Source organism: Actinoplanes sp. NPDC051405 (genome assembly GCF_055586185.1).
In genome coordinates, this window is sequence record NZ_JBVJIR010000016.1 from 239,962 (window position 1) to 258,930 (window position 18,969).

Below are 18,969 nucleotides of genomic sequence, written 5' to 3' on the forward strand. Positions count from 1 at the left end.
CACATGCGACACCTGGCGTACCTCCTCGTGCTCGCGGGATGCCTGGTGTCCGCCATCTGGCTGGAACCGGTGCTGAAGGTCAACGTGTTGCGCCGGTGGCGGCGGCTGCTGCTCACGCTGCTGCCGGTCGTGGTGATCTTCGTGCTGTGGGACCTCAGCGCGATCGCCGCCGGGCACTGGACCTTCGACCCGGAACAGACCACCGGCGTGCTGTTCCCGGGCGGCCTGCCGCTGGACGAGGTGCTGTTCTTCGTCGTGGTGCCGGTCTGCGCGGTGCTGGGCTTCGAGGCGGTCCGGGCCGTGCTGCGCCGCCCGGCCGGTGACGAATGACCTACACCGTCGCGGCGTTGCTCGGCGTGGCCGGGGCGCTGATCGTGGACCTGGCGGTGCTGCGGACCCGGCTGGTGACCCGGGTGGTGTTCTGGGCCACGTACCCGATCATCATCACGTTCCAGCTGTTGTCCAACGGCATCCTGACCGGCCGCCGGATCGTCATCTACGACCCGGCGGCGATCATCGGCTGGCGGCTGGTCTACGCGCCGGTCGAGGACCTGCTGTTCGGCTTCGCGATGGTGCTGCTGACCCTGTCGGTCTGGGTCTGGCTGGGCCGCCGCGGGGTGCAGCGCACACCGGCGGCGGGCGAGGGCAGCCGGCTGCTGAGGTGGGCCCGGGCCCGCATGGGACAGCGCGATTCCGCCGATATGTGACACCATCCCGCGGTGCGTCTGAGGCCGTGGCTCCTGACCGCCGCGGCCGTGCTGGCAGTGGTGCACGTGATCGGGGTGCTGTTCGCCCGGCCGCTGTACCGCTCGGCGGGGGTGCTGGCCATGCTCTGCCTGCTGGTCTACGCGATCCGCTACGACCTGCTGGCTGACCGCCGCCCGGGACGGTGGGGGCTGAGTGTCGCGGCGGCCGTACTGGTGGCCGGGGCCGTGCTCACCGTGCCGCCGCCGGCCGGCGACGGCGCGGGGTGGCAGTTCCTCAGCCCCGAGCAGTACGACGGCCTGATCCTGCGAACGCAGCTGAAAAGCCTGATCCCGGTGACCGCGGCTCTTCTCTTCGTGCTGGTGCTGCTGGTGGCCAGCACGCGCACCGCAGGCCGGCAGTGGCCGAGCCGGGCCGGGCTCCTGACGGGGATCGCGGCAGCGGTCGCGGTCGTGGGTTACACGGTTGTCCGCCTCGCGGTGATCGAGTTCGAGGTCCACGAAGTCGCGACAGTCGTCACCTTCGGCGACGCGGCGCCGGCCCCGAGGCTGTCGGCCGGTGTCGTGGCTGTCCTACCGCTGCTGTTGGCGGTGACGGCGCTCGCGCTCGCCGTCGTGACGGCCACCCGGCGACGCCTGCGGGCCGCCGGCGGTGCGCTGCTGCTGGCGGTGACGGGACTGATCTGGATCGACGCCGCGATCGGGGCCGCCCACCTGCCCTACGCCGTCCATGACGACGCGAGCATGTTCTCGCTGGACCTGTTCACAGCGACCGACGCGCTGCCGCAGCCGACGCAGGCGCTGACCGCGGCCCTGCAGCTCACCGCGGCCGTCCTTCTTGTCGCGGGTCTGGCCCGCCGGCCGTCGGCCGATCGGGTTTGACCACGCACGCACCTGGCATTCGGCGGGAGCGACGGTCAGTGCCATGCAACCAGGCACGACCGCCATCTGACCTTGATCTGGATCCTGCTCAGACGGCTCGCCGGGTGGCCGCGTCGGCGAGCTCGAGCAGCACCCCCCGCGCCTCCGCCTCGACCTCCGCCGCCCCCAGCTCCGCCAGCGCCGCGGTCGTCAGCGCCGTGATCCGTTCCTCGGTCCGCGCCAGCGCCCCGCTGTCGCGGATGAGCGCCCGCAGCCGCTCGACCCCCGCGTCGTCCAGCGCCGGATCGCCCAGCCGGGCCTCCAGTTCGGCCCGCTCCTGCCGGCCCAGCGCGGCGTGCGCGGCCGCCACCAGATACGTCCGCTTTCCCTCGCGCAGGTCGTCGCCGGCCGGTTTGCCGGTCTGCGCCGGGTCGCCGAACACCCCGAGCACGTCGTCGCGCAGCTGGAAGGCCTCGCCCAGCGGCAGTCCGTAGCCCGAGTAGGCCCGCATCAGCGACTCCGGCGCACCGGCCAGGGCCGCGCCGAGCAGCAGCGGCCGTTCGACCGTGTACTTCGCCGATTTGTACCGGGCGACCTTGCTGGCCCGCTCCGTCGACGTGTCGCCGGTCACCACCGTGAGGACGTCCAGGTACTGCCCGGCGGTCACCTCGGTGCGCATCTCGTCGAAGACCGGGCGGGCCCGGGCCAGGTCGGCCGGTTCGATGCCGGAGGTGTGCAGCAGCTCGTCCGACCAGACCAGCGCCATGTCGCCGAGCAGCACCGCCGCGCTGTCGCCGAAGCTGTCGCCGGCTCCGCGCCAGCCGGCCGCGGCGTGCCGGGCCGCGAACCGGCGGTGGATCGACGGCTCGCCGCGGCGGGTGTCGGAGCGGTCCATCAGGTCGTCGTGGATCAGGGCGCTGGCCTGCACCAGCTCGAGCGCCGCGACCGCGGCGACGACCTGCTCGGAGTCGGCCCCGCCGGCACCGCGGTAGCCCCAGTAGGCGAACGCCGGCCGCAGCCGCTTGCCGCCGAGCAGCACGAAGTCGTCGAGGGCGTCGGCCAGGTCGGCCAGCACCCCGTCGATGGCGAGCAGCCGGGACCGCTGGGTGGTGAGGAACGCGGCCAGGGCCTTGTCGACGCGGGGCCGCAGGCCGGCGCGTTCTAGCGGGGACGTCACGGGGCCAACCTAGCGGGTCTGGCCGGGTCCGCCAGCCGGTAGAGTCTGCTGTGTGTCTCTCGGACTTCCTTCGCGGCTCCCGACGTCTCCGGCGATCGGGGAGCTCATCCGTCGTCCGGACCCCACCTTCTCGTTCGAGTTCATGCCGCCCAAATCGCGCGAGGGTGAGCAGCTGCTCTGGCAGACCATCCGTGAGCTGGAGACGCTGCGGCCCGACTTCGTGTCGATCACGTACGGCGCCGGCGGCAGCACCCGGGACACCACCGTCGCGGTGACCGAGCGCGTCGCCACCGAGACGACGCTGCTGCCCATGGCCCACCTCACCGCGGTCAACCACTCCGTCGCCGAGCTGCGCAACGTCATCGGGCGACTCGCCGGGGCCGGCATCCGCAACGTGCTCGCCGTCCGGGGTGACCCGCCCGGTGACCCGATGGGCGAGTGGGTGCGCCACCCCGACGGCGTGCTCTACGCCGAGGATCTCGTGCGGCTGCTGCGCGAGGCCGGTGACTTCAGCGTCGGCGTCGCCGCCTTCCCGTACAAGCACCCGCGCTCGGCCGACATCGAGAGCGACACCCGCAACTTCATCAGCAAGTGCCGGGCGGGCGCCGACTTCGCCATCACGCAGATGTTCTTCGAGGCCGACGAATATCTGCGGCTGCGTGACCGGGTCGCCGCGGCCGGCTGTGACACGCCCATCGTGCCCGGGGTGATGCCCGTGCTGCGGATGGCGACCATCGCCCGCGCCGCGCAGCTTTCCGGTGCCCCGTTCCCGCCGGCGTTGCTGGCCCGCTTCGAGCGGGTCGCCGACGACGACGCGGCGGTGCGCGCGCTCGGCATCGACCTGTGCAGCGAGATGTGCCAGCGGCTGCTCGACGAGGGCGTGCCGGGCATCCACTTCATCACCATGAACCGATCCACGGCGACCCGTGAGGTGTGGCAACACCTGGCCGCCAACGTCCCGGCTTGACCTGGCAGGAGTACGCGGCAGCCTGGTCCAGGCTGCACGGCGGCTTCGACCCCGAGTCCGCCCCGCCGGTCGTGCGCGGCTGGATCCGGCTGGCCTACCGCGGCGGCAGCCTGCTCGGCCGGTTGCGGATCAGCCCGGCCACCGTCACCGCCTGCGGGCTGCTGCTCTGCCTCGCGGTGCCGTTCGCCGCCCTGCTCGGCCGGTCCGGTCTGCTGCTCGGCGCTCTGCTGGTGCTGCTCGCGGGTTTTGCGGACGCGCTCGACGGCGCGGTCGCCGTGGTGACCGGCCGGACCAGCCGGCTGGGTTTCGTCTACGACTCGGTCGCCGACCGGCTGGGTGAGCTGGCCTGGCTGGCCGCCTTCTGGGTGGCCGGGGTGCCGGGCTGGCTGGTGGCGGCCGGCGCGGCGGTGAGCTGGCTGCACGAGTACGTGCGGGCGCGCGCCGCGGCCGGCGGCATGGACGGCCTGGGCATCGTGACGCTGGGGGAGCGCCCGACCCGGGTCTCGGTCGCCATCAGCGGGCTGCTGGTCGGTGGGGTCGCCGGCCTGGTCCACCCCGGTTGGGAGACCACGGTCGTGCTGGTGGCGGCGATCGTGTGGCTGGCCCTGGGCGTGATCGGGCTGGTCCAGCTCGTCGTCGCGGTACGCCGGGAACTGTCCGCCTGAGGGATCTTTATTCGGTTGTCCACGATGGCGCCGCCCCCTACCTTTCTCAGCAACGACGTGTCCCGGATCACCGGGGCCAAAGGGAGATACACGTGACTGCCTTCCGGCACGAGAGCAGGGCTGACGGCCCCGGTTGACGCGCGCCCGCGCCGGCCGGTCGCCGTTCGTCCCTGTGTCCCGGGACGGACGGCTTTTTCGTGCCGCAGACACAGGGGGAGGTGACCCGCGATGAGTGTGGTCCTCGTACTCAACGCCGACTTCGGGCCACTGCACCGGGTCAGCGTCCGGCACGCCATCCGCATGCTGTGCCGTGAGGTGGCGGTCGTGCAGGAGGCGCAGCCGGACGCCCGGATGGGTGTCTTCCCGATCCCGACCGTCGTCCGCCTGGTCAGCTACGTGGTGACGCGCTGGCGGCACGGCCGCGGCCCGGGCTGGTCCCGCGGCGGCGTGCTGACCCGGGACGGCCGGCGCTGTGCGTACTGCGGCGGCGCCGCGTCCACCATCGACCATGTCCTGCCGCGCTCGCGGGGTGGCGGCAACACCTGGCTCAACACCGTCGCGGCCTGCGGGCGCTGTAACCAGCGCAAGGGCGACCGCACGCCGGCGGAGGCGCGGATGCCGCTGCGCTGGGTGCCGACGGCGCCCGGCTGGGCGGCACTGACCGCGCACTGATGACGACGGCCGGCGGGTTCACACGGGGGTCCGTCGGTCGTCCATCAGGCCGGCAGCAGCAGTGCTTCCACCATCGCCCGGTACGCCACCGGGTGTACCACCGGGACGCCGTACTGGCGGGCCTTCTTGGCCTTGCCGGACATCGAGTCGGGGTCGGCCGCGACGAGCAGCTGGGTCCGCTTGTTCACGGCTTCACCGACCACCAGGCCGGCTGCTTCGGCCTCGGCCTGCCACTGCTCGCGGGCGGGTTCCATCGTCCCGGTGAAGACCACCAGGTCCCCGCGCCGCAACTGCCAGAACTGCCGGTCCGCACCCGCCGCCGTCCGCGCGGCGTCGGCCAGGGCTTTGTCCACGGCGGTCGGGGGCAACCCGACGAGGGCGGCGACCCCGGCCAGGTCGTGCCGCTCGGCCTGGGTCAGGACACCGTCGGCCAGCGCCACGGTCGCGAGCCCGGTCAGGTACCGCTTGTGCAGGCACCGGACGTCGGCCTGTCCGAGCCCGAGGGATTCGGCGACGGCGATCAGGCTGTCGGCCTCGGTGTTCGAGATGTGCCGGTCGAGCAGCGCCTGGTCGAGCAGGTCCAGGTAGGCGTCCGCCCGGGGCTCCTGCTGGCGGGGCAGGCGGTCGGTGAGGCGGGTGAGGAAGTGCGGATCGCGGACGCCGGGGGAACGGCGCGGCACAGCGGCGGCCGTCGTCATCGGCAGAGCGGGCCACGGCAGCGACCGGGCCCCGGCGAGGGTCGGTGACCACGGGGGCGGGGCACCGGTGATCGTCAGGTAGTGGGCGAGCAGATCGGCGGCGGCGTGAGCGTCGTGCAGGGCGGAGTGGGCCTGGTGGCCGGGCATGCCGGCGGCGCGGCGGCAGTCGTACAGGCTGCGGCCGGCGCTGGGCAGGAAGTGCGGGGCGAGCTGCATCGTGCACAGGCCGTACCGGGCGTCGATCGGCACGGTGTGGCCGAGGCGGCGGAACTCGGCGGCCAGGAACAGCGCGTCGAAGGCCAGATTGTGGGCGACCAGCGTGCGTCCCCGCAGCCGGCCGGCGATCACCCCGGCGAGCTGGGCGAAGCCCGGCGCCCGGCCGGCCTCGGCGGGGGAGATGCCGTGGATGTGCCGCGGCCCCAGATCACGGTCCGGGTTGAGCAGGCTGCACCACTCGTCCTGCACCCGGCCCTGCTCGTCGAGGTGGACGACGGCGATCTCGATGATCCGGTCGTGCCAGCTCGCGCGCAGCCCGGTGGTCTCCACATCGATGACCGCATACATTGCTGCTCCTACGCGCTGTTAGTCCTGATTGCCCCGGGCCGTCCGGCTCGGGCCATGACGCTAACAACGCACCGCAGGCGAGGGACTCCGCTGCGTGGGGGGTCTTCTCGGCCGGTGCCCGCCGAGAAGAAGACGACACGCTGAGCCGGGAAGTCGTCCGGAAAAGCAATCATCCGGTACGGGATGATCGCGCGTTACGCTTCGGTCATGTCGTCCGCAGCCCCCGAGCGCACCGAGCGCGATGTCACCGGCCTGCTCAACATGGCCGGTCACGCCCTGTCCAACCGGCTCGCCGCCGCGCTGGCCGCCGTCGACCTCACGCCGCGCATGCAGTGCGTCCTGGTGCACGCCCTGGAGGAGGAGCGCACCCAGATCCAGCTCGCGGCCCTGGCCGATCTGGACAAGACGACCATGGTCAGCACCGTGGACGACCTGGAGCGGCTCGGGCTGGCCGAGCGCCGCCCGTCGGCGACCGACCGGCGGGCCCGGATCATCGCGGTCACCGAGGCCGGCCGGGCTGCCGCCGAGCAGGGTCAGCGGATCGTCGACCAGGTGCACGCCGAAGCGCTGGGGGCGCTGCCGGAGCAGGCCCGCGAGGCTTTCGTCGCGGCACTGCGGCAATTGGTGGAGGGTGGTCTGGAGCCCGGACCCAAGCCGGTGCGGCGAGCGCGCCAGCCGGCGAATAGGTGACATCTGGATAGTCTGCAAGCGGACTATCTGCTACGGTCGCACCATGGTTGCTTCCGCGTACCCCCGTCGTGGCCCGGCCCTCGCCGTGCTCTGCGCGATGTCGCTGATGATCGTGCTGGACAGCACGATCGTGGCCGTCGCCGTGCCCGCCATCCAGCTCGATCTCGGCTTCTCGCCCGCCGGGGTGGCCTGGGTCGTCAACGGCTACCTGATCGGCTTCGCCGGTTTCCTGCTGCTGGCCGGGCGCCTCGGCGACCTGCTCGGGGCCCGCCGGGTCTTCCTCGCCGGACTGGGTGTCTTCACCGCCGCGAGCCTGCTCTGCGGTCTGGCCGGCACGGCCGGGCTGCTGGTGGCGGGCCGGTGCGTGCAGGGCGTCGGTGGTGCGCTGGCCTCCGCGGTGATCTTCAGCCTGATCGTGCGGCTCTACCCGGAGCCGGGCCCCCAGGCCCGGGCGATCGGCGTCTACAGCTTCACTCAGGCCGGCGGGGCCGCCTTCGGTTTCGTGGCGGGCGGGTTGCTGACCGAGGCCGCCGGCTGGCCGTGGATCTTCCTCGTCAACGTGCCGATCGGCCTGGCGGTCCTGGTCGGCGCACTGCGGGTGCTGCCCCGCGAGGCGGGCCTCGGGCTGGGCGACGGGATGGACGTGAGCGGGGCGATCCTGATCACCGCGGGACTGTCGCTCGGCGTCTACGCCATCGTGGACGGTGTCTTCTGGTACGGCGTGACGGCCACCCTCCTGGTCGCCGCCTTCCTGCTCCGCCAGCGGTACGCCCGCCGCCCCCTCGCCCCGCTGCCCGTTCTGCGCCGCCGCTGGCTGCTGGGCACCGGTGCCGCGGTCGTGCTGATCTTCGCCACCGGGATGGGTTTCCAGTTCGTCAACGCCCTGTTCCTGCAGCGGGTGCTCGGCCTGGACGCGATCGGGACCGGCCTGGCGTTCCTGCCGACCCCGATCGTGATCGGCCTGATCTCGCTGTTCGTGGCGCCCCGCGTGACGGCCCGGCTGGGTGCCCGGCCGGTGCTGCTGACCGGGCTGGGTGTGCTGGCCGCGGGTCTGCTGCTGCTGGTCCGGGTGCCGGTCGAGCCGCGGTACCTGACCGACGTCCTGCCCGCGCTGCTCATCATGGGTCTGGGCATCGGCGTGGTCATCCCGGCGATCATCATGCTGGCGATGGCCGGTGCGGGCCCGGGTGAGACCGGGCTGGTGTCCGGCCTGACCAACACGGCCCAGCAGGCGGGTGCCGCGCTGGGCCTCGCCGTGCTGGCGGTGGTGGCGGCCCGGGTCAGCGAGGCGAGCCTGGTCGCCGGGGCGGCCGACGTCGCGGCGCTGCGCGACGGTTACAGCCGCGCCTTCCTGACCGCGGCCGGATTCGCCCTCGGTGCGCTGCTCATCGGAGCCGTCGTGCTCCGCCGCGGCCCCTCACCGGTGGGCGACAGCGGTGGGCTCGTCGACGACAGCAGCGGGCCGGGCGGGGAGCCGGCGGTCGCGGACGCGGCGGCTGCGGGTCCGGTCGCGCTCGAGCCACCACTCTGCCGCCAGTAGCGGCAGCGTCCACCCGAGCCACGCGGCTATTGCGGACACGACCCAGCTGAACAGCACCTCGTCACCGTGGAACGTCGTGTCGAGCTGCGGGGAGAGTGTGATGACGGCGATCGCACCCCAGATCCGGTTGGTGATGATGGAGGCGGTCAGCGCGAAGCTGCGGATCATCCACCGCCGGTGGTCGGCGAAGCGGCGCTGCCGGGCCATCCGCCAGCCGGTCAGGGTGCAGCCGAGCCACAGCACCGCGAGCAGCAGGTTGCTGGCCCGGGTGGCCGGTCCGAACGGAGTGAACGCGCCCACCACCAGCGCGGCCACTCCGGCGGGCAGCACCCCGCCAAAGACGTAGAGCCGGCCGAGCCGCCGGTGCCAGACCGGGTGCCGGGCGCGCAGCCAGGGCCAGATCTGCAGGACCGCGGTGGCCAGCGCGATGCTGCCGAACAGCACGTGCGGCACCAGTGTCCAGTAGTGCGCGACGCCGAGGGCCTCCGGCTGGGGGACGCGGGAGCGGTCCGGGTCGAGGCTGAGGTACGGCGGCAGCGAAAAGACCAGGAAGAGCGTCACCACCGCCCCCAGCGGAAAGACCCACGGTCGCCGCCACCATCTCGGTCGTGCCGTCATCGCCGTCCCCCTCCGTTGCGTATGGCGTACGCAAGTAGCGTATGGCATACGCACAAGCTTCGCGAGGGGCGCTCGTAGGATGGCCACCGTGACGACCAAGATCCCGCGTACGCTGCGCGTCCTGTGGGGCGAGCCGGACCGGCCGGGCGGCCGGGGGCTGAGCCGTGACCGGATCGTCGCGGCCGGCATCGCCCTCGCCGATGCCGACGGCATCGCGGCCCTGTCCATGGCCCGGCTGGCCGAGCGGCTCGGCAGCGCGCCGATGTCGCTCTACCGGCACGTGTCCAACAAGGATGAGCTGCTGGCCTTCATGACCGACGCCGCCCCGGGACCGCCGCCCGAGCTGCCCGCCACCGGCTGGCGAGCGGCGCTGGAGACCTGGGCCCGGGCGCTGCGCGGGGTCTACTACGCCCACCCGTGGATCCTGCAGGTCACCGCGGGCCGGCCGCCGCTGGACCCGGGCCAACTCGCCTGGCTCGACCGGGGTCTGTCCGCTCTGGACGACACCGCCCTGAGCCCGGCCGAACGGTTCGAGGTGCTGATGACAGTGCTGCACTTCGTCCGCGGCGAGGCCGAGATCGGGGCCGTCCTGCTTCAGCGCGGGCCGGGCGACCAGGCCGAGTACGGCCGGCTCATCGCCCATTTCGTCACGCCGGAACGGATGCCCGCCCTGGCCGCGGCCTCGGCGGCCGGCATCTTCGCGGCCGGCGACGGCGATCCGGAGCAGTCCTTCACGTTCGGGCTGACCCGCGTCCTCGACGGCATCGACGTCATGGTGACGCGCGGTGGAGGTTGAGCTCGGGCACCTCGCCGAGATCGGGGCGGCCCGGGCCGCCCTGGACGAGCGTGAGCTCGAGCTGATCGACCGGGCCCGCCAGGCCGGCGCCACCTGGAGCCAGGTCGCCGCGGCGCTGGGCCTGACCAGCCGCCAGGCGGCCGAGCAGCGCCGGCAACGGCTGGTCGCGGCCGCGCGGTCGCGGCGCCACGAGCAGGACCTCCGGTACGCCCACAGCATCGTCACCCTGCGCGCAGCGGTCGACGACCTGCACCGCGGCATCGCTGCCGACCGCCGCTGGACCACCCGGTTCCCGCGCGCCGCCCTGGTCCGGGCGACCGTGCGGACGGCGCTGGACGCACCACCGGGCGGCCTCTACGCGCTCGCCGCCCAGGCTGACGAGGACCTCGCCGCGGCACCCCTGCCCGGCCACGTCCGGCTCGCCGCGGCGGCCCTGCGTCGGGCGCTGTCAACGGATCGTTGACGGCACTGATAGGCATTGAGTCGCAGGGACTCACCTGTTGAGGTGGACGGCATGCGTCGCAACGTCGTGCTCTTCGTGGCGATCTCGCTGCTGTCCGGCTTCGGCAGCACCGCGATGTCGCTGGTGGCGGGCATCTGGATGCTGGACCTGACCGGCTCGGCGAGCCGGGCGGCACTGACCGGCCTCTGCGTCTTCGCGCCGGTGCTGGCCGGGCCGTGGCTGGGCGGCCTGCTCGACCGGGTGCCCCGCCGCCCGTTGCTGATCGTCACCAACCTCGTGCTGGCCGCGTCTCTGCTGAGCCTGCTGGCGGTGCGCACCCCGGCCGGCAGCTGGCTGCTCTACGCCGTCTCCCTCGCGTACGGGATCAGCTACGTCCTGCTCGACGCGGGCGAGTCGGCCCTGTTGCCGGTGGCCCTGCCGGCCGGCGCTCTCGGCGAGGTCAACGGCTGGCGGTCCAGCGCCCAGGAAGGCATGAAGCTCGTCGCCCCGCTGGCCGGCGCGGGCCTCTACGCCTGGCACGGCGGCGCGGCCGTCGCCGTCCTCAGCGCGGCGCTGCCGGTGATCGTGGCAGTCCTCTACGCCGCGCTGCGCCTGACCGCTGCCCCGGCGACCAGCACGAAGGTTCCGTCAGGACTGCGCGCCGGTCTCGCCGTACTGGCCGGGCATCCTCTGCTGCGGGTGACCGTCACGCTGGCCGCCGTCTCGATCGCCACCACGGGCTTCGCCACCGCCGCCCAGTACGAGGTCGTGACGGTCGACCTGGGCCTGGCCGCGACCTTCCTCGGTCTGGTGCTCAGCGCCCAGGGCGCCGGTTCGGTCGTGGGTGGCCTGATCGTCGGCCGGCTGATCTCCCGCGCGGGCGTGACGGTCGTCGGCGTCGCCGGGACGGCGCTCGTCGCGATGGCCCTCGGGGTGCGCTGCCTGCCGTGGTGGCCGGCGCTGCTGGCCGGCGGGGTGATCGGCGGCATCGGTCTGCCCTGGACGCTGGTCGCGGCGGTCACGGCCGTGCAGACCCACACCCCGCCGGAGCTGCTGGGGCGGGTCGCGGCGACGGCGAACACGCTGATGTTCGGCCCGGTCGCCCTGGCCACCCCGCTGGGCGCGGCCGCGGTCCACCTGGGAGCCCGCCCGGTCCTGCTGGCCGGCGCCGCCCTCTGCCTGGCCTCGGCGGCCGCCGTCGCCCGCCGTTCCCGGTCCGGGCAGCCGGCCGGGGCAACTGTGCACATTGGCAGGTAACCGGGCCTTTGCTGGAGATGTCGGAACCGATGATCGCGGTCAGGGCCCTCGGGCCGTTCAGCCGATCCGGTGCGGTGGGTCCCGTGTGAATCATGTGGCGTCCCCCGACGCCACTCCCGGAGCACGCATTCATGCAGATCAACCGTTACTTCCGCGCCGCGACAGCCACCGCCCTCGGTGGCTGCGCCTCCCTCGCTCTCGCCGCCACGGCGTCCGCCGCTCCCGTCCCGTCCGTCGTCCCGATCAATCCGGGCAACGTCCCGGCGACCGCCGCGAACTACGAACACGAGTGCGGCGTCAACCTGGGCGGCGGGCCGTACCCGGGCCGGGACGTCTGGGTCTTCAACCTGCCCGGCAACGCCGAGAAGACGGGCGTGTTCACGCTGATCACCGCCACGTTCGACACCGACCAGGACGGTGCCGGGGACAAGACCGTGGTCATCGAGGCCGGCGCCGCGGACGACGACGACATCGTCTTCGCCGGCCACAGCAAGGCGTGGGTGGCCACCACGGCCGGCTGGACCCTGGTCGGCGCGACCGCCACGATCACCGGCCAGGCGGACAAGTTCGTCCTCACGCACACCTGCGCCGCGTCGGGCACGCCGCCCACCACGACCCAGCCCGCCACGCCGCCGACCACCACACCGGCGACCACCGCGACGCCGACCAGCGCGCCGACGACCGGGCCGGCCACGACCCCGGCCACCACGCCGGCCGGCGAGGTGCCGACCACGCCGACGGACACCGCCACCGGCGACAGCACGCCGACCCCCACCGTGACCCCGTCGCCCACGCCGGCTGCGGGCACCGGGACCGGCGGCGGTGGCCTGCCCCTGACCGGTGCCGCCGTCAGCAGCATCGCCGCGGTGGGCGTGGCCCTGGTCGGCGGTGGCGCGACCCTGCTGCTGCGCCGCCGGCGCAAGTTCATCGCCTGAGCCCCGCCGAACGTCGGCACCGGCCCGCCCCGGCGGTCATCGACCGCCCGGGGCGGGCCGCGCTGTTCCCGACGGTGGTGTCGTCAGCCCGTAGTCGAGAGTTCGCGGCGGATTTCCCTCCGCCTTGAAAACGTTGTAGCCGAAATACGTCGTGCCGATGACGGCCGGGTATCGCGAGCAATAGAAATGGGTGGTCGCGCGCAGTGCCGCGCGTTTAACCGTGACGTCGGCCACTAATCCGGCCGTCTGATCCGGCATCGAGTCCTGCGCGGCCAGAGTCTGGAATCCGTATTCGACGACGATCGGGGAACCCGGCTGGGCGGCCACCGCCCGGTCCGCCGCCGACCGCAGCCGGGGCGCGTCGATCAGCTCCTCCGCGCTGCTGCCCGCCGACGGCACCCGGCCGCCCGGATAGCTGTAGCTGGTCAGCACGTACCCGTCGGCGCCGCTGTCGCGATAGGACGGGATCCGGTACGACCCGTCCCAGCCGTAGAACAGGCCGAGGAAGACGGGCACCGGGCCGGCGTGCGGCCGGACCAGGGCGACGAGCTCTTTCGCGTACGCGACCTGGCGGCGCGCGGACAGCTCCGAGTTGACCCCGCCGAGCCGGGCCTGCACCCGCGGATCGTCCACCGGCATGTTCAGCGCCAGGTAGGCCACCGGCTTGTCCCGTACGTCATCAAGCAGCTCACGGTGCCTGTCCAACACCTCGGCCGCGTCCTGAGGGCGGAACGCGAACGTTGCCGGGTCGTACGCCTCCAGCCGGACGACCGCCCGCATCCGCAACGAGGTCAGTGCGGTGAAGAACTCGTCGAGGCGGGACCTGCTCCACGTCTCCAGGCCGTACACGTTCACCGTGTCGATGGCGTGCTCGTCGCGCATCCGCCGCAGATCACCGCCGACGTCGGCGGTCGGTGACCAGGTGGCGCCCTGGATCCAGCCGGCCGGGCCGGGATACGGCGTCAATGCGGCCGAGCTGCCGAGCGAGGTGCCGGTCGGGCAGGCGCGCCCCGGCCGGTCGCCGTCCGACCCGCACGCCGTGAGCGGCAGCACCGCCAGTGTGAGGGTCAACACATGGGCCAGCTTAAATGTCATGCCGCCATTTCTCCGGTATGGACACAGCGTTTCCGTGCGCCCCACAATACCCCGCTGACCTGCCCCGGCGGCCGAGCCGGCAAATATTGACAGAGTTCATCCGGGGGAAACAATGCCGGCCCGCTCCCGGCGTGAAACGCGGGCGAACGAACCGTTTTACCCGCCATTAATATCGCCCGTCCATGGTGGATCCCGGCAGTCACTTCCAGGGGAGGAACAATCATGTACGACAACTCGGCGTCATTGGCGCTCACCGGCAGCGGGATCACCATTCTCGGGCAGACCGCGAGCCTGACGGCGGTGACGGTGGGCGGCGCGCTGTTCGTCGGCATCGGCGCGGTCCTGGCCCTCAGCGACCGGCTCAAGCGGCGACGGGACGGCTCCTGATGACCAAGTCCCCCCGGCTCTACCTGATCATTCTGGGCTGCTGGTCGGTGCTGCTCGCGGCGCTGCTGGAGACGTCGCTCGACCAGCTCGACGCGGCCACCCGGGCCGGCTGGCCGATCGTCACGCTGGTGGTGGCCAGCACCGTCTTCATCGCGTACTTCTGGCTCAACGGCACCAAGGACGTCGTCTACACGCTGTACTACCACCTGGTCTCGGCCCGGCGGTCGCGGCCGGTGCCGCGCCGGGCGTCGGCGGCCCAGCCCCGGGTCGTGCTCGTCTACTGCACCTGCAACGACTTCTCCGCCGACAGCCTGCTGCGCAGCATGCGCCAGGACTACGGCAACTTCGACGTGGTCATCCTGGACGACTCGTCGAAGCCGGAATACCTGGCCCAGGTCGACGCCTTCGGCGCCGAGCACGGCGTGCGGGTGGTGCGGCGGGCGGACCGCGCCGGCTTCAAGGCCGGCAATCTCAACAACTACCTGGGTACGGCGGAGTACGACTACTTCGTCATCCTGGACAGCGACGAGATCATCCCGCCCGGCTACATCCTGCGCAGCCTGGACTACTTCGCGGCGTACCCGAACGCGGGCATCGTGCAGGCCAACCACATCGCCACCCGCAACCGCAACGCGTTCATGCGGATGTTCTCGATCGGCGTGGACTCGCACTGGATCGCGTACCAGACGGTCAAGGACCGGTACGGCTTCCTGTCGCTGCTCGGGCACGGCGCGATGGTCAGCCGCGAGTGCTACACCGCGGCCGGTGGCTTCCCGCACGTGGTGGCCGAGGACCTGTGCTTCTCGATCGCCGCCCGGGACGTCGGCTACTTCACCGTCTTCGCGCCCGACGTGGTGTGCGAGGAGGAGTATCCGGTCGACTACCTGGCCTTCAAGAAGCGCCACTCGAAGTGGACCCAGGGCAACATGGAGTTCATCAAGCGCTACACCGCGGTGATCCTGCGCTCACGGATGAGCTGGTTCGAGAAGCTCGACATCGTGCTGTTCACCTACAACCTGCCGCTGACCGCGGTGTTCTCGATCTACGTGGCGATCCACGTGGTGGTGCTGCCGGTGCTCGGCTACCGCATCGAATATCCGCTGTGGATGCTCGCCCCGACGGCGCTGTTCCTGCTGGCGCCGATGCTCAACGACGTGATCTTCCACTTCCGCACCATGCCGAAGCTGCGCCTGGCCTGGTATCTGCTGCACACGATCCTGCTGTACGGCTCGATGCTGTTCATCAGCTTCCGGGCCTCGGTGACCTCGGCGTTCGGCAAGTCGGTGTTCGTGGTGACCCCCAAGGAGGACCAGCGGATCACCCTGCGCCAGGCGCTGGTGGCGAACCGGGCGGAGATCATCTTCGGGGTGCTGCTGACGGCGGTGTCGATCTACCTGACCGGCAGCGCGCTGCCGGTCCTGCTGATCGCGGTCCCGGCGATCCTCTGCTTCTACCTGGCGCTGAAGCACAACACGGCCACCCCGGTGGCGGAAGGAGCCGAGCCCGAGGCGCGCGAGCCCGTGCCGGCCTGACCGCTCGCGGCGCCGGGCCCGGTGGGCGGGTCCGGCGCCGCGTCGGGTTCAGAACAGGCGACTCAGCACGCCTGACTCGATGAGGATCACCAGGCCGATGGTGATGAAGACCAGCGGCACCAGCCAGTGCCCGTGCCGGCGGACCAGTTCGATGATCCGGCGGTGCGAGCCGAGCCACGACGCCGCCGCGCACCACACCGCGATCAGCACCGCGAAGACGAGCACCACCACGACACTGCCGCCGGCACCCAGCGTGCGGAACATCGGCGTGTAGACCGCGATGTTGTCCGCGCCGTTGGCGATCGTCACGCCGGCCACCGAGAGCGCGTTCCCGGCCGCCACCGGGGAATCGTCGTCAGCACCACCGCGGGCCGCGCCGATCAGCCCTCGGACACCGAGCGCGATCGGGACCAGGCCCAGCAGCCCGACCCACTCGTCCGGGACCAGAGCCAGGCCCAGGGCGGCCAGCGCGGAGACCGCCACGAGCACGGTGATGCCGGCGTACTGCCCGGCCCAGATCTGCCAGGGCCGCGGCCGGCCCGCCGCGCGGGCCGTGAGAAAGAGCACGGTCAGCACGATGATGTCGTCGACGTTGGTCCCGGCGAAGACTCCGACCGCCGCGAGCACGGTTCCCAGCAACCTCTACCTCTGTTCCACGACCGGCATCGGCCGGCCGATGTCGCTGTTGTCGATCACCAGATCGGCCCGCTCCCACGGCCGGCAGGCGGCGAAGTACAGGTGCTGGCCCCGCACGTACCGGGCCATGCTCGGATGGTCCGGGTCCGGGTGGGTGCCGTCGCGCCGGGCCATCCGCTGCGCGGTGACGGCGAACGGCGCGGTCAGGAAGATCGAGAAGTCCCAGTACGCGGTCAGCTCGTCGCGGTGCAGGAACAACCCGTCCACCACGAGCACGGCGTCGGCCGGCGCTTGCACCCACGGCAGATCGAGCACCTCGTCGGTGGCGACGTCGTGCACGGCGCTGCGATACCGCCGGTCCCCACCCGGCCCGAACGGCGCCAGCACGTCGGAGACCAGCGCCGGGTAGTCGTACGAGTCCAGCCAGAAACCCTCGGGTGAGGTGCGCCCCCGCCGATGCCGGAGGGCCCGTACCTGATGGAAGCCGTCGGCGGACACGTGCACGACCGGCCGTCCCAGCGCGCACAGCGCGGCGGCAAGCTCCCGGGCGAACGTGGTCTTCCCGACCCCGTCGACGCCGTCCACCGCGACCCGCACGGCTCCGGCCGCCGCCGGGATCCGGGCCGCGACCTCGGCGATCACCCGCTCCCGGGTCACGGATTGACCAGGCCCGTGCGGTACGCGACGACGACGGCCTGGACCCGGTCCCGCAGCCCGAGCTTGGCCAGGATCCGGGCGACGTGGGTCTTCACCGTCGCCTCCGACAGGTGCAGCCGGGCGGCCAGCTCGGAGTTGCTGAGCCCGTGCGCCAGCAGGCCGAGCACTTCCAGCTCGCGCGGGGTCAGGACGCTCAGGTCGCGGTGCACGACCGGCACGTCGGCGTCGCGCTGGGCGAAACGTTCGACCAGGCGCCGGGTGATCGCCGGCGCGAGCATCGCGTCGCCGTCGCGGACCAGCCGTACGGCGTTCACCAGGTGTTCGGGGGTGACGTCCTTGAGCAGGAAGCCGCTGGCCCCGGCGGTCAGCGCCGCGTACACGTAGTGGTCGAGGTCGAACGTCGTCAGCATGATGACCCGCGGCGCCTCACCGGTGCCGGAGAGGATCTGCCGGGTGGCCGCCAGCCCGTCCATCTCGGGCATCCGGATGTCCATCAGCACCACGTCGGGCCGGTGCCGGCGAACCGCGTCGACCGCCTCGGTCCCGTTCGTCGCCTCGGCGACCACCTCGATGCCGTCCGCCGTGAGGATCATCCGGAAGCCGGCGCGGACCAGCGCCTGGTCGTCGGCGACCACCACCCGCAGCGCCGTGGTCACGACACCTCCACCGGGATCCGGGCGTGGACGCGGTATCCGCCGCTGAGCCGCGGTCCCGCCTGCAGGACCCCACCGTAGACGGCGAGCCGTTCGCGCAGGCCGATCAGCCCCCGCCCGGCCCCGCCGGCGGCCGCGGCGCCGGACCGGCCGCCGGTGTCGGCCACCTCGACCTGCACATCGTCGTCGCTGTAGGCCAGCGTCACCCGCACCGAGGCGCCGGCCGCGTGCTTGACGATGTTCGTCAGCGCCTCCTGCACCAGCCGGTACACCGTGAGCTCGATCCCGGACGGCAGCGGCATCCGGCGCCCGCTGCGGGTGAGCTCGATCGGCACGCCGGTGTCGCGCATCCGCTGCACGAGCCCGTCGAGCCCGTCCAGACCCGGCTGCGGCGCCAGGTCCGCGTCGCTCGCCGGCTCCGGGCCCTCGCCCTGCATGGTGAGCAGGCCCATCACGTGGCGCAGCTCGGTCATCGCCGACCGGCCGCTGGCCTCGACCGCCAGCAACGCCTCCTTCGCCTGCTCGGGCGACGAGTCCATGATCTTGCGGGCGCCGCCGGCCTGGATCACCATCACGCTCACGTTGTGCGTCACCACGTCGTGCAGCTCCCGGGCGATCCGCGCCCGTTCGTGCTCGGTGGCCCGGCGCACCGCCTCGGCCTGCTCGTGGGCCATCACCGCCATCCGCGCCTGCCCCTCGTCGGCGCGGTGTTTCCACCGGCGCAGGCCGTCGGCCGCGACGGCGATGGGCAGCATGATCAGGTACGGCACCGCACTGTCCGCCACCGAGCTGGCGTCCGACTGCAAGGTGTTGTGCAGCACCGCCGCCACCGGCAGGCTGGCCAGCGCGGGCAACCGGTACGGGCTGAAGACCGCGGCCGTGTAGCCCGCGATGACGCAGGCGAAGAACGACAGCCGCAACGCCGCCGGGTTTTCGCTGACCGCGGTGGCCAGCGCCAGCACGATCCAGAGCACGCCCAGCGGATACCGCCGCCGGAACACCAGCGGCAGCACCACCAGCAGGAGCAGCAGGGTCGTCGGACCGGCGGACTGGCCCTCGTCGACCGGCAGGAACGGCGGCCACACCGGCTCGCACACCGGCGCCGGCCCAGGACCGGGGTCCGGCACCGGGCAGTTGACCAGCCGGGCCCGGTTCTGGATGCCCTCGTCACCGGCCTGGATCGCGGCGATGCCGAGGCCCAGCGCCAGCACGGCGTCGAACACCTGGCCCCGCAGCGGCAGCGCCGGCAGCGCGCCGGCCGGCCGGGTCAGCGCCCGCACTCCGGCCCGCAGCCGGCTCAGCAGCGCACGTTCGGTCACCGGCCCATTCTCGTCGCCGCGGCGGCACCGCGGTATCCGTCTCGGGACGGGTGCGCGCTACCTCGCACGCCTACATCTCGGGGATGACGCCGCGCCGGGCTCAT

The 18,969-nt window shown here is 72.6% G+C and carries 21 protein-coding genes and 1 pseudogene; 14 read left to right on the top strand and 8 right to left on the bottom strand.

The window, feature by feature from the left end:
* Positions 1-3: 3 nt before the first annotated feature.
* The 3 genes from ACZ6S4_RS31585 to ACZ6S4_RS31595 are packed head-to-tail and all read left to right on the top strand — an operon-like array spanning position 4 to position 1,586.
* A complete protein-coding gene (locus tag ACZ6S4_RS31585) occupies positions 4-330 on the top strand; it encodes a lycopene cyclase domain-containing protein (protein WP_465478392.1) in 327 nt (108 codons plus the stop codon).
* Positions 327-707: a lycopene cyclase domain-containing protein gene (locus ACZ6S4_RS31590; protein ID WP_465478393.1), complete on the top strand. Its 381-nt coding sequence runs from the start codon at positions 327-329 to the stop codon at positions 705-707. The genes ACZ6S4_RS31585 and ACZ6S4_RS31590 overlap by 4 nt, the downstream gene beginning before the upstream one ends.
* Before the next feature lie 12 nt (positions 708-719).
* The gene (locus ACZ6S4_RS31595) at positions 720-1,586 is read left to right on the top strand and encodes a hypothetical protein (protein ID WP_465478394.1); all 867 of its coding nucleotides are present in this window, start codon (positions 720-722) and stop codon (positions 1,584-1,586) included.
* 88 nt (positions 1,587-1,674) lie between these two features.
* On the opposite strand, the gene ACZ6S4_RS31600 is transcribed toward ACZ6S4_RS31595, so the two are convergent.
* The gene (locus ACZ6S4_RS31600; protein WP_465478395.1) at positions 1,675-2,742 is read right to left on the bottom strand and encodes a polyprenyl synthetase family protein; all 1,068 of its coding nucleotides are present in this window, start codon (positions 2,740-2,742) and stop codon (positions 1,675-1,677) included.
* 52 nt (positions 2,743-2,794) lie between these two features.
* Here ACZ6S4_RS31600 and metF point away from each other — a divergent pair, with 52 nt between their 5' ends.
* The 3 genes from metF (at position 2,795) to ACZ6S4_RS31615 (ending at position 5,046) form a co-directional block, all read left to right on the top strand.
* Positions 2,795-3,709: a methylenetetrahydrofolate reductase [NAD(P)H] gene (metF, locus tag ACZ6S4_RS31605; RefSeq protein WP_465478396.1), complete on the top strand. Its 915-nt coding sequence runs from the start codon at positions 2,795-2,797 to the stop codon at positions 3,707-3,709.
* Positions 3,706-4,374: a CDP-alcohol phosphatidyltransferase family protein gene (locus tag ACZ6S4_RS31610; protein WP_465478397.1), complete on the top strand. Its 669-nt coding sequence runs from the start codon at positions 3,706-3,708 to the stop codon at positions 4,372-4,374. The genes metF and ACZ6S4_RS31610 overlap by 4 nt, the downstream gene beginning before the upstream one ends.
* Positions 4,375-4,602: 228 nt before the next feature.
* Complete coding sequence (locus ACZ6S4_RS31615) at positions 4,603-5,046, top strand: HNH endonuclease (protein ID WP_433726576.1); 444 nt, start codon at positions 4,603-4,605, stop codon at positions 5,044-5,046.
* A gap of 44 nt (positions 5,047-5,090) precedes the next feature.
* On the opposite strand, the gene ACZ6S4_RS31620 is transcribed toward ACZ6S4_RS31615, so the two are convergent.
* Positions 5,091-6,308, bottom strand: coding sequence for an exonuclease domain-containing protein (locus ACZ6S4_RS31620; protein WP_465478398.1), 1,218 nt, complete (start codon positions 6,306-6,308; stop codon positions 5,091-5,093).
* 207 nt (positions 6,309-6,515) lie between these two features.
* On the opposite strand from ACZ6S4_RS31620, the gene ACZ6S4_RS31625 reads away from it, so the two are divergent.
* Entirely contained in the window at positions 6,516-6,998 is a 483-nt protein-coding gene (locus ACZ6S4_RS31625) for a MarR family winged helix-turn-helix transcriptional regulator (protein ID WP_465478399.1), read from the top strand.
* Between the two features lie 43 nt (positions 6,999-7,041).
* Positions 7,042-8,538, top strand: coding sequence for an MFS transporter (locus ACZ6S4_RS31630; RefSeq protein WP_465478400.1), 1,497 nt, complete (start codon positions 7,042-7,044; stop codon positions 8,536-8,538).
* A 27-nt stretch (positions 8,539-8,565) separates the two neighbouring features.
* Here the strand turns inward: ACZ6S4_RS31630 and ACZ6S4_RS31635 are convergent.
* Positions 8,566-9,345: pseudogene (locus ACZ6S4_RS31635) on the bottom strand (DUF2306 domain-containing protein); the annotation flags it as partial.
* Here ACZ6S4_RS31635 and ACZ6S4_RS31640 point away from each other — a divergent pair.
* The 4 genes from ACZ6S4_RS31640 (at position 9,245) to ACZ6S4_RS31655 (ending at position 12,586) form a co-directional block, all read left to right on the top strand.
* On the top strand, positions 9,245-9,952 hold the full coding sequence (locus ACZ6S4_RS31640; protein WP_465478401.1) for a TetR/AcrR family transcriptional regulator: 708 nt from the start codon (positions 9,245-9,247) through the stop codon (positions 9,950-9,952). The pseudogene ACZ6S4_RS31635 and the gene ACZ6S4_RS31640 overlap by 101 nt on opposite strands.
* A complete protein-coding gene (locus ACZ6S4_RS31645; RefSeq protein ID WP_465478402.1) occupies positions 9,942-10,415 on the top strand; it encodes a hypothetical protein in 474 nt (157 codons plus the stop codon). Before ACZ6S4_RS31640 ends, ACZ6S4_RS31645 begins: the two co-directional genes overlap by 11 nt.
* 51 nt (positions 10,416-10,466) lie before the next feature.
* A complete protein-coding gene (locus tag ACZ6S4_RS31650; RefSeq protein WP_465478403.1) occupies positions 10,467-11,651 on the top strand; it encodes an MFS transporter in 1,185 nt (394 codons plus the stop codon).
* A gap of 131 nt (positions 11,652-11,782) precedes the next feature.
* Positions 11,783-12,586, top strand: coding sequence for an LPXTG cell wall anchor domain-containing protein (locus ACZ6S4_RS31655; protein WP_465478404.1), 804 nt, complete (start codon positions 11,783-11,785; stop codon positions 12,584-12,586).
* Positions 12,587-12,622: 36 nt separating this feature from the next.
* On the opposite strand, the gene ACZ6S4_RS31660 is transcribed toward ACZ6S4_RS31655, so the two are convergent.
* Positions 12,623-13,660, bottom strand: coding sequence for a hypothetical protein (locus ACZ6S4_RS31660; RefSeq protein WP_465478405.1), 1,038 nt, complete (start codon positions 13,658-13,660; stop codon positions 12,623-12,625).
* 243 nt (positions 13,661-13,903) lie between these two features.
* Here ACZ6S4_RS31660 and ACZ6S4_RS31665 point away from each other — a divergent pair, with 243 nt between their 5' ends.
* Complete coding sequence (locus tag ACZ6S4_RS31665) at positions 13,904-14,068, top strand: hypothetical protein (protein ID WP_360834204.1); 165 nt, start codon at positions 13,904-13,906, stop codon at positions 14,066-14,068.
* Entirely contained in the window at positions 14,068-15,600 is a 1,533-nt protein-coding gene (locus tag ACZ6S4_RS31670; RefSeq protein WP_465478406.1) for a glycosyltransferase family 2 protein, read from the top strand. The genes ACZ6S4_RS31665 and ACZ6S4_RS31670 overlap by 1 nt, the downstream gene beginning before the upstream one ends.
* Before the next feature lie 48 nt (positions 15,601-15,648).
* Here the strand turns inward: ACZ6S4_RS31670 and ACZ6S4_RS31675 are convergent, their stop codons facing one another.
* The 4 genes from ACZ6S4_RS31675 to ACZ6S4_RS31690 are packed head-to-tail and all read right to left on the bottom strand — an operon-like array spanning position 15,649 to position 18,865.
* Entirely contained in the window at positions 15,649-16,239 is a 591-nt protein-coding gene (locus ACZ6S4_RS31675) for a cadmium resistance transporter (RefSeq protein ID WP_465478407.1), read from the bottom strand.
* Between the two features lie 3 nt (positions 16,240-16,242).
* Positions 16,243-16,893 (bottom strand): AAA family ATPase, encoded by a 651-nt coding sequence (locus ACZ6S4_RS31680; protein WP_465478408.1) that lies wholly within the window; start codon positions 16,891-16,893, stop codon positions 16,243-16,245.
* Positions 16,890-17,549 (bottom strand): response regulator, encoded by a 660-nt coding sequence (locus ACZ6S4_RS31685; protein WP_465478409.1) that lies wholly within the window; start codon positions 17,547-17,549, stop codon positions 16,890-16,892. The genes ACZ6S4_RS31680 and ACZ6S4_RS31685 overlap by 4 nt, the downstream gene beginning before the upstream one ends.
* Positions 17,546-18,865 (bottom strand): sensor histidine kinase, encoded by a 1,320-nt coding sequence (locus ACZ6S4_RS31690; protein ID WP_465478410.1) that lies wholly within the window; start codon positions 18,863-18,865, stop codon positions 17,546-17,548. Before ACZ6S4_RS31690 ends, ACZ6S4_RS31685 begins: the two co-directional genes overlap by 4 nt.
* Between the last annotated feature and the right edge of the window lie 104 nt (positions 18,866-18,969).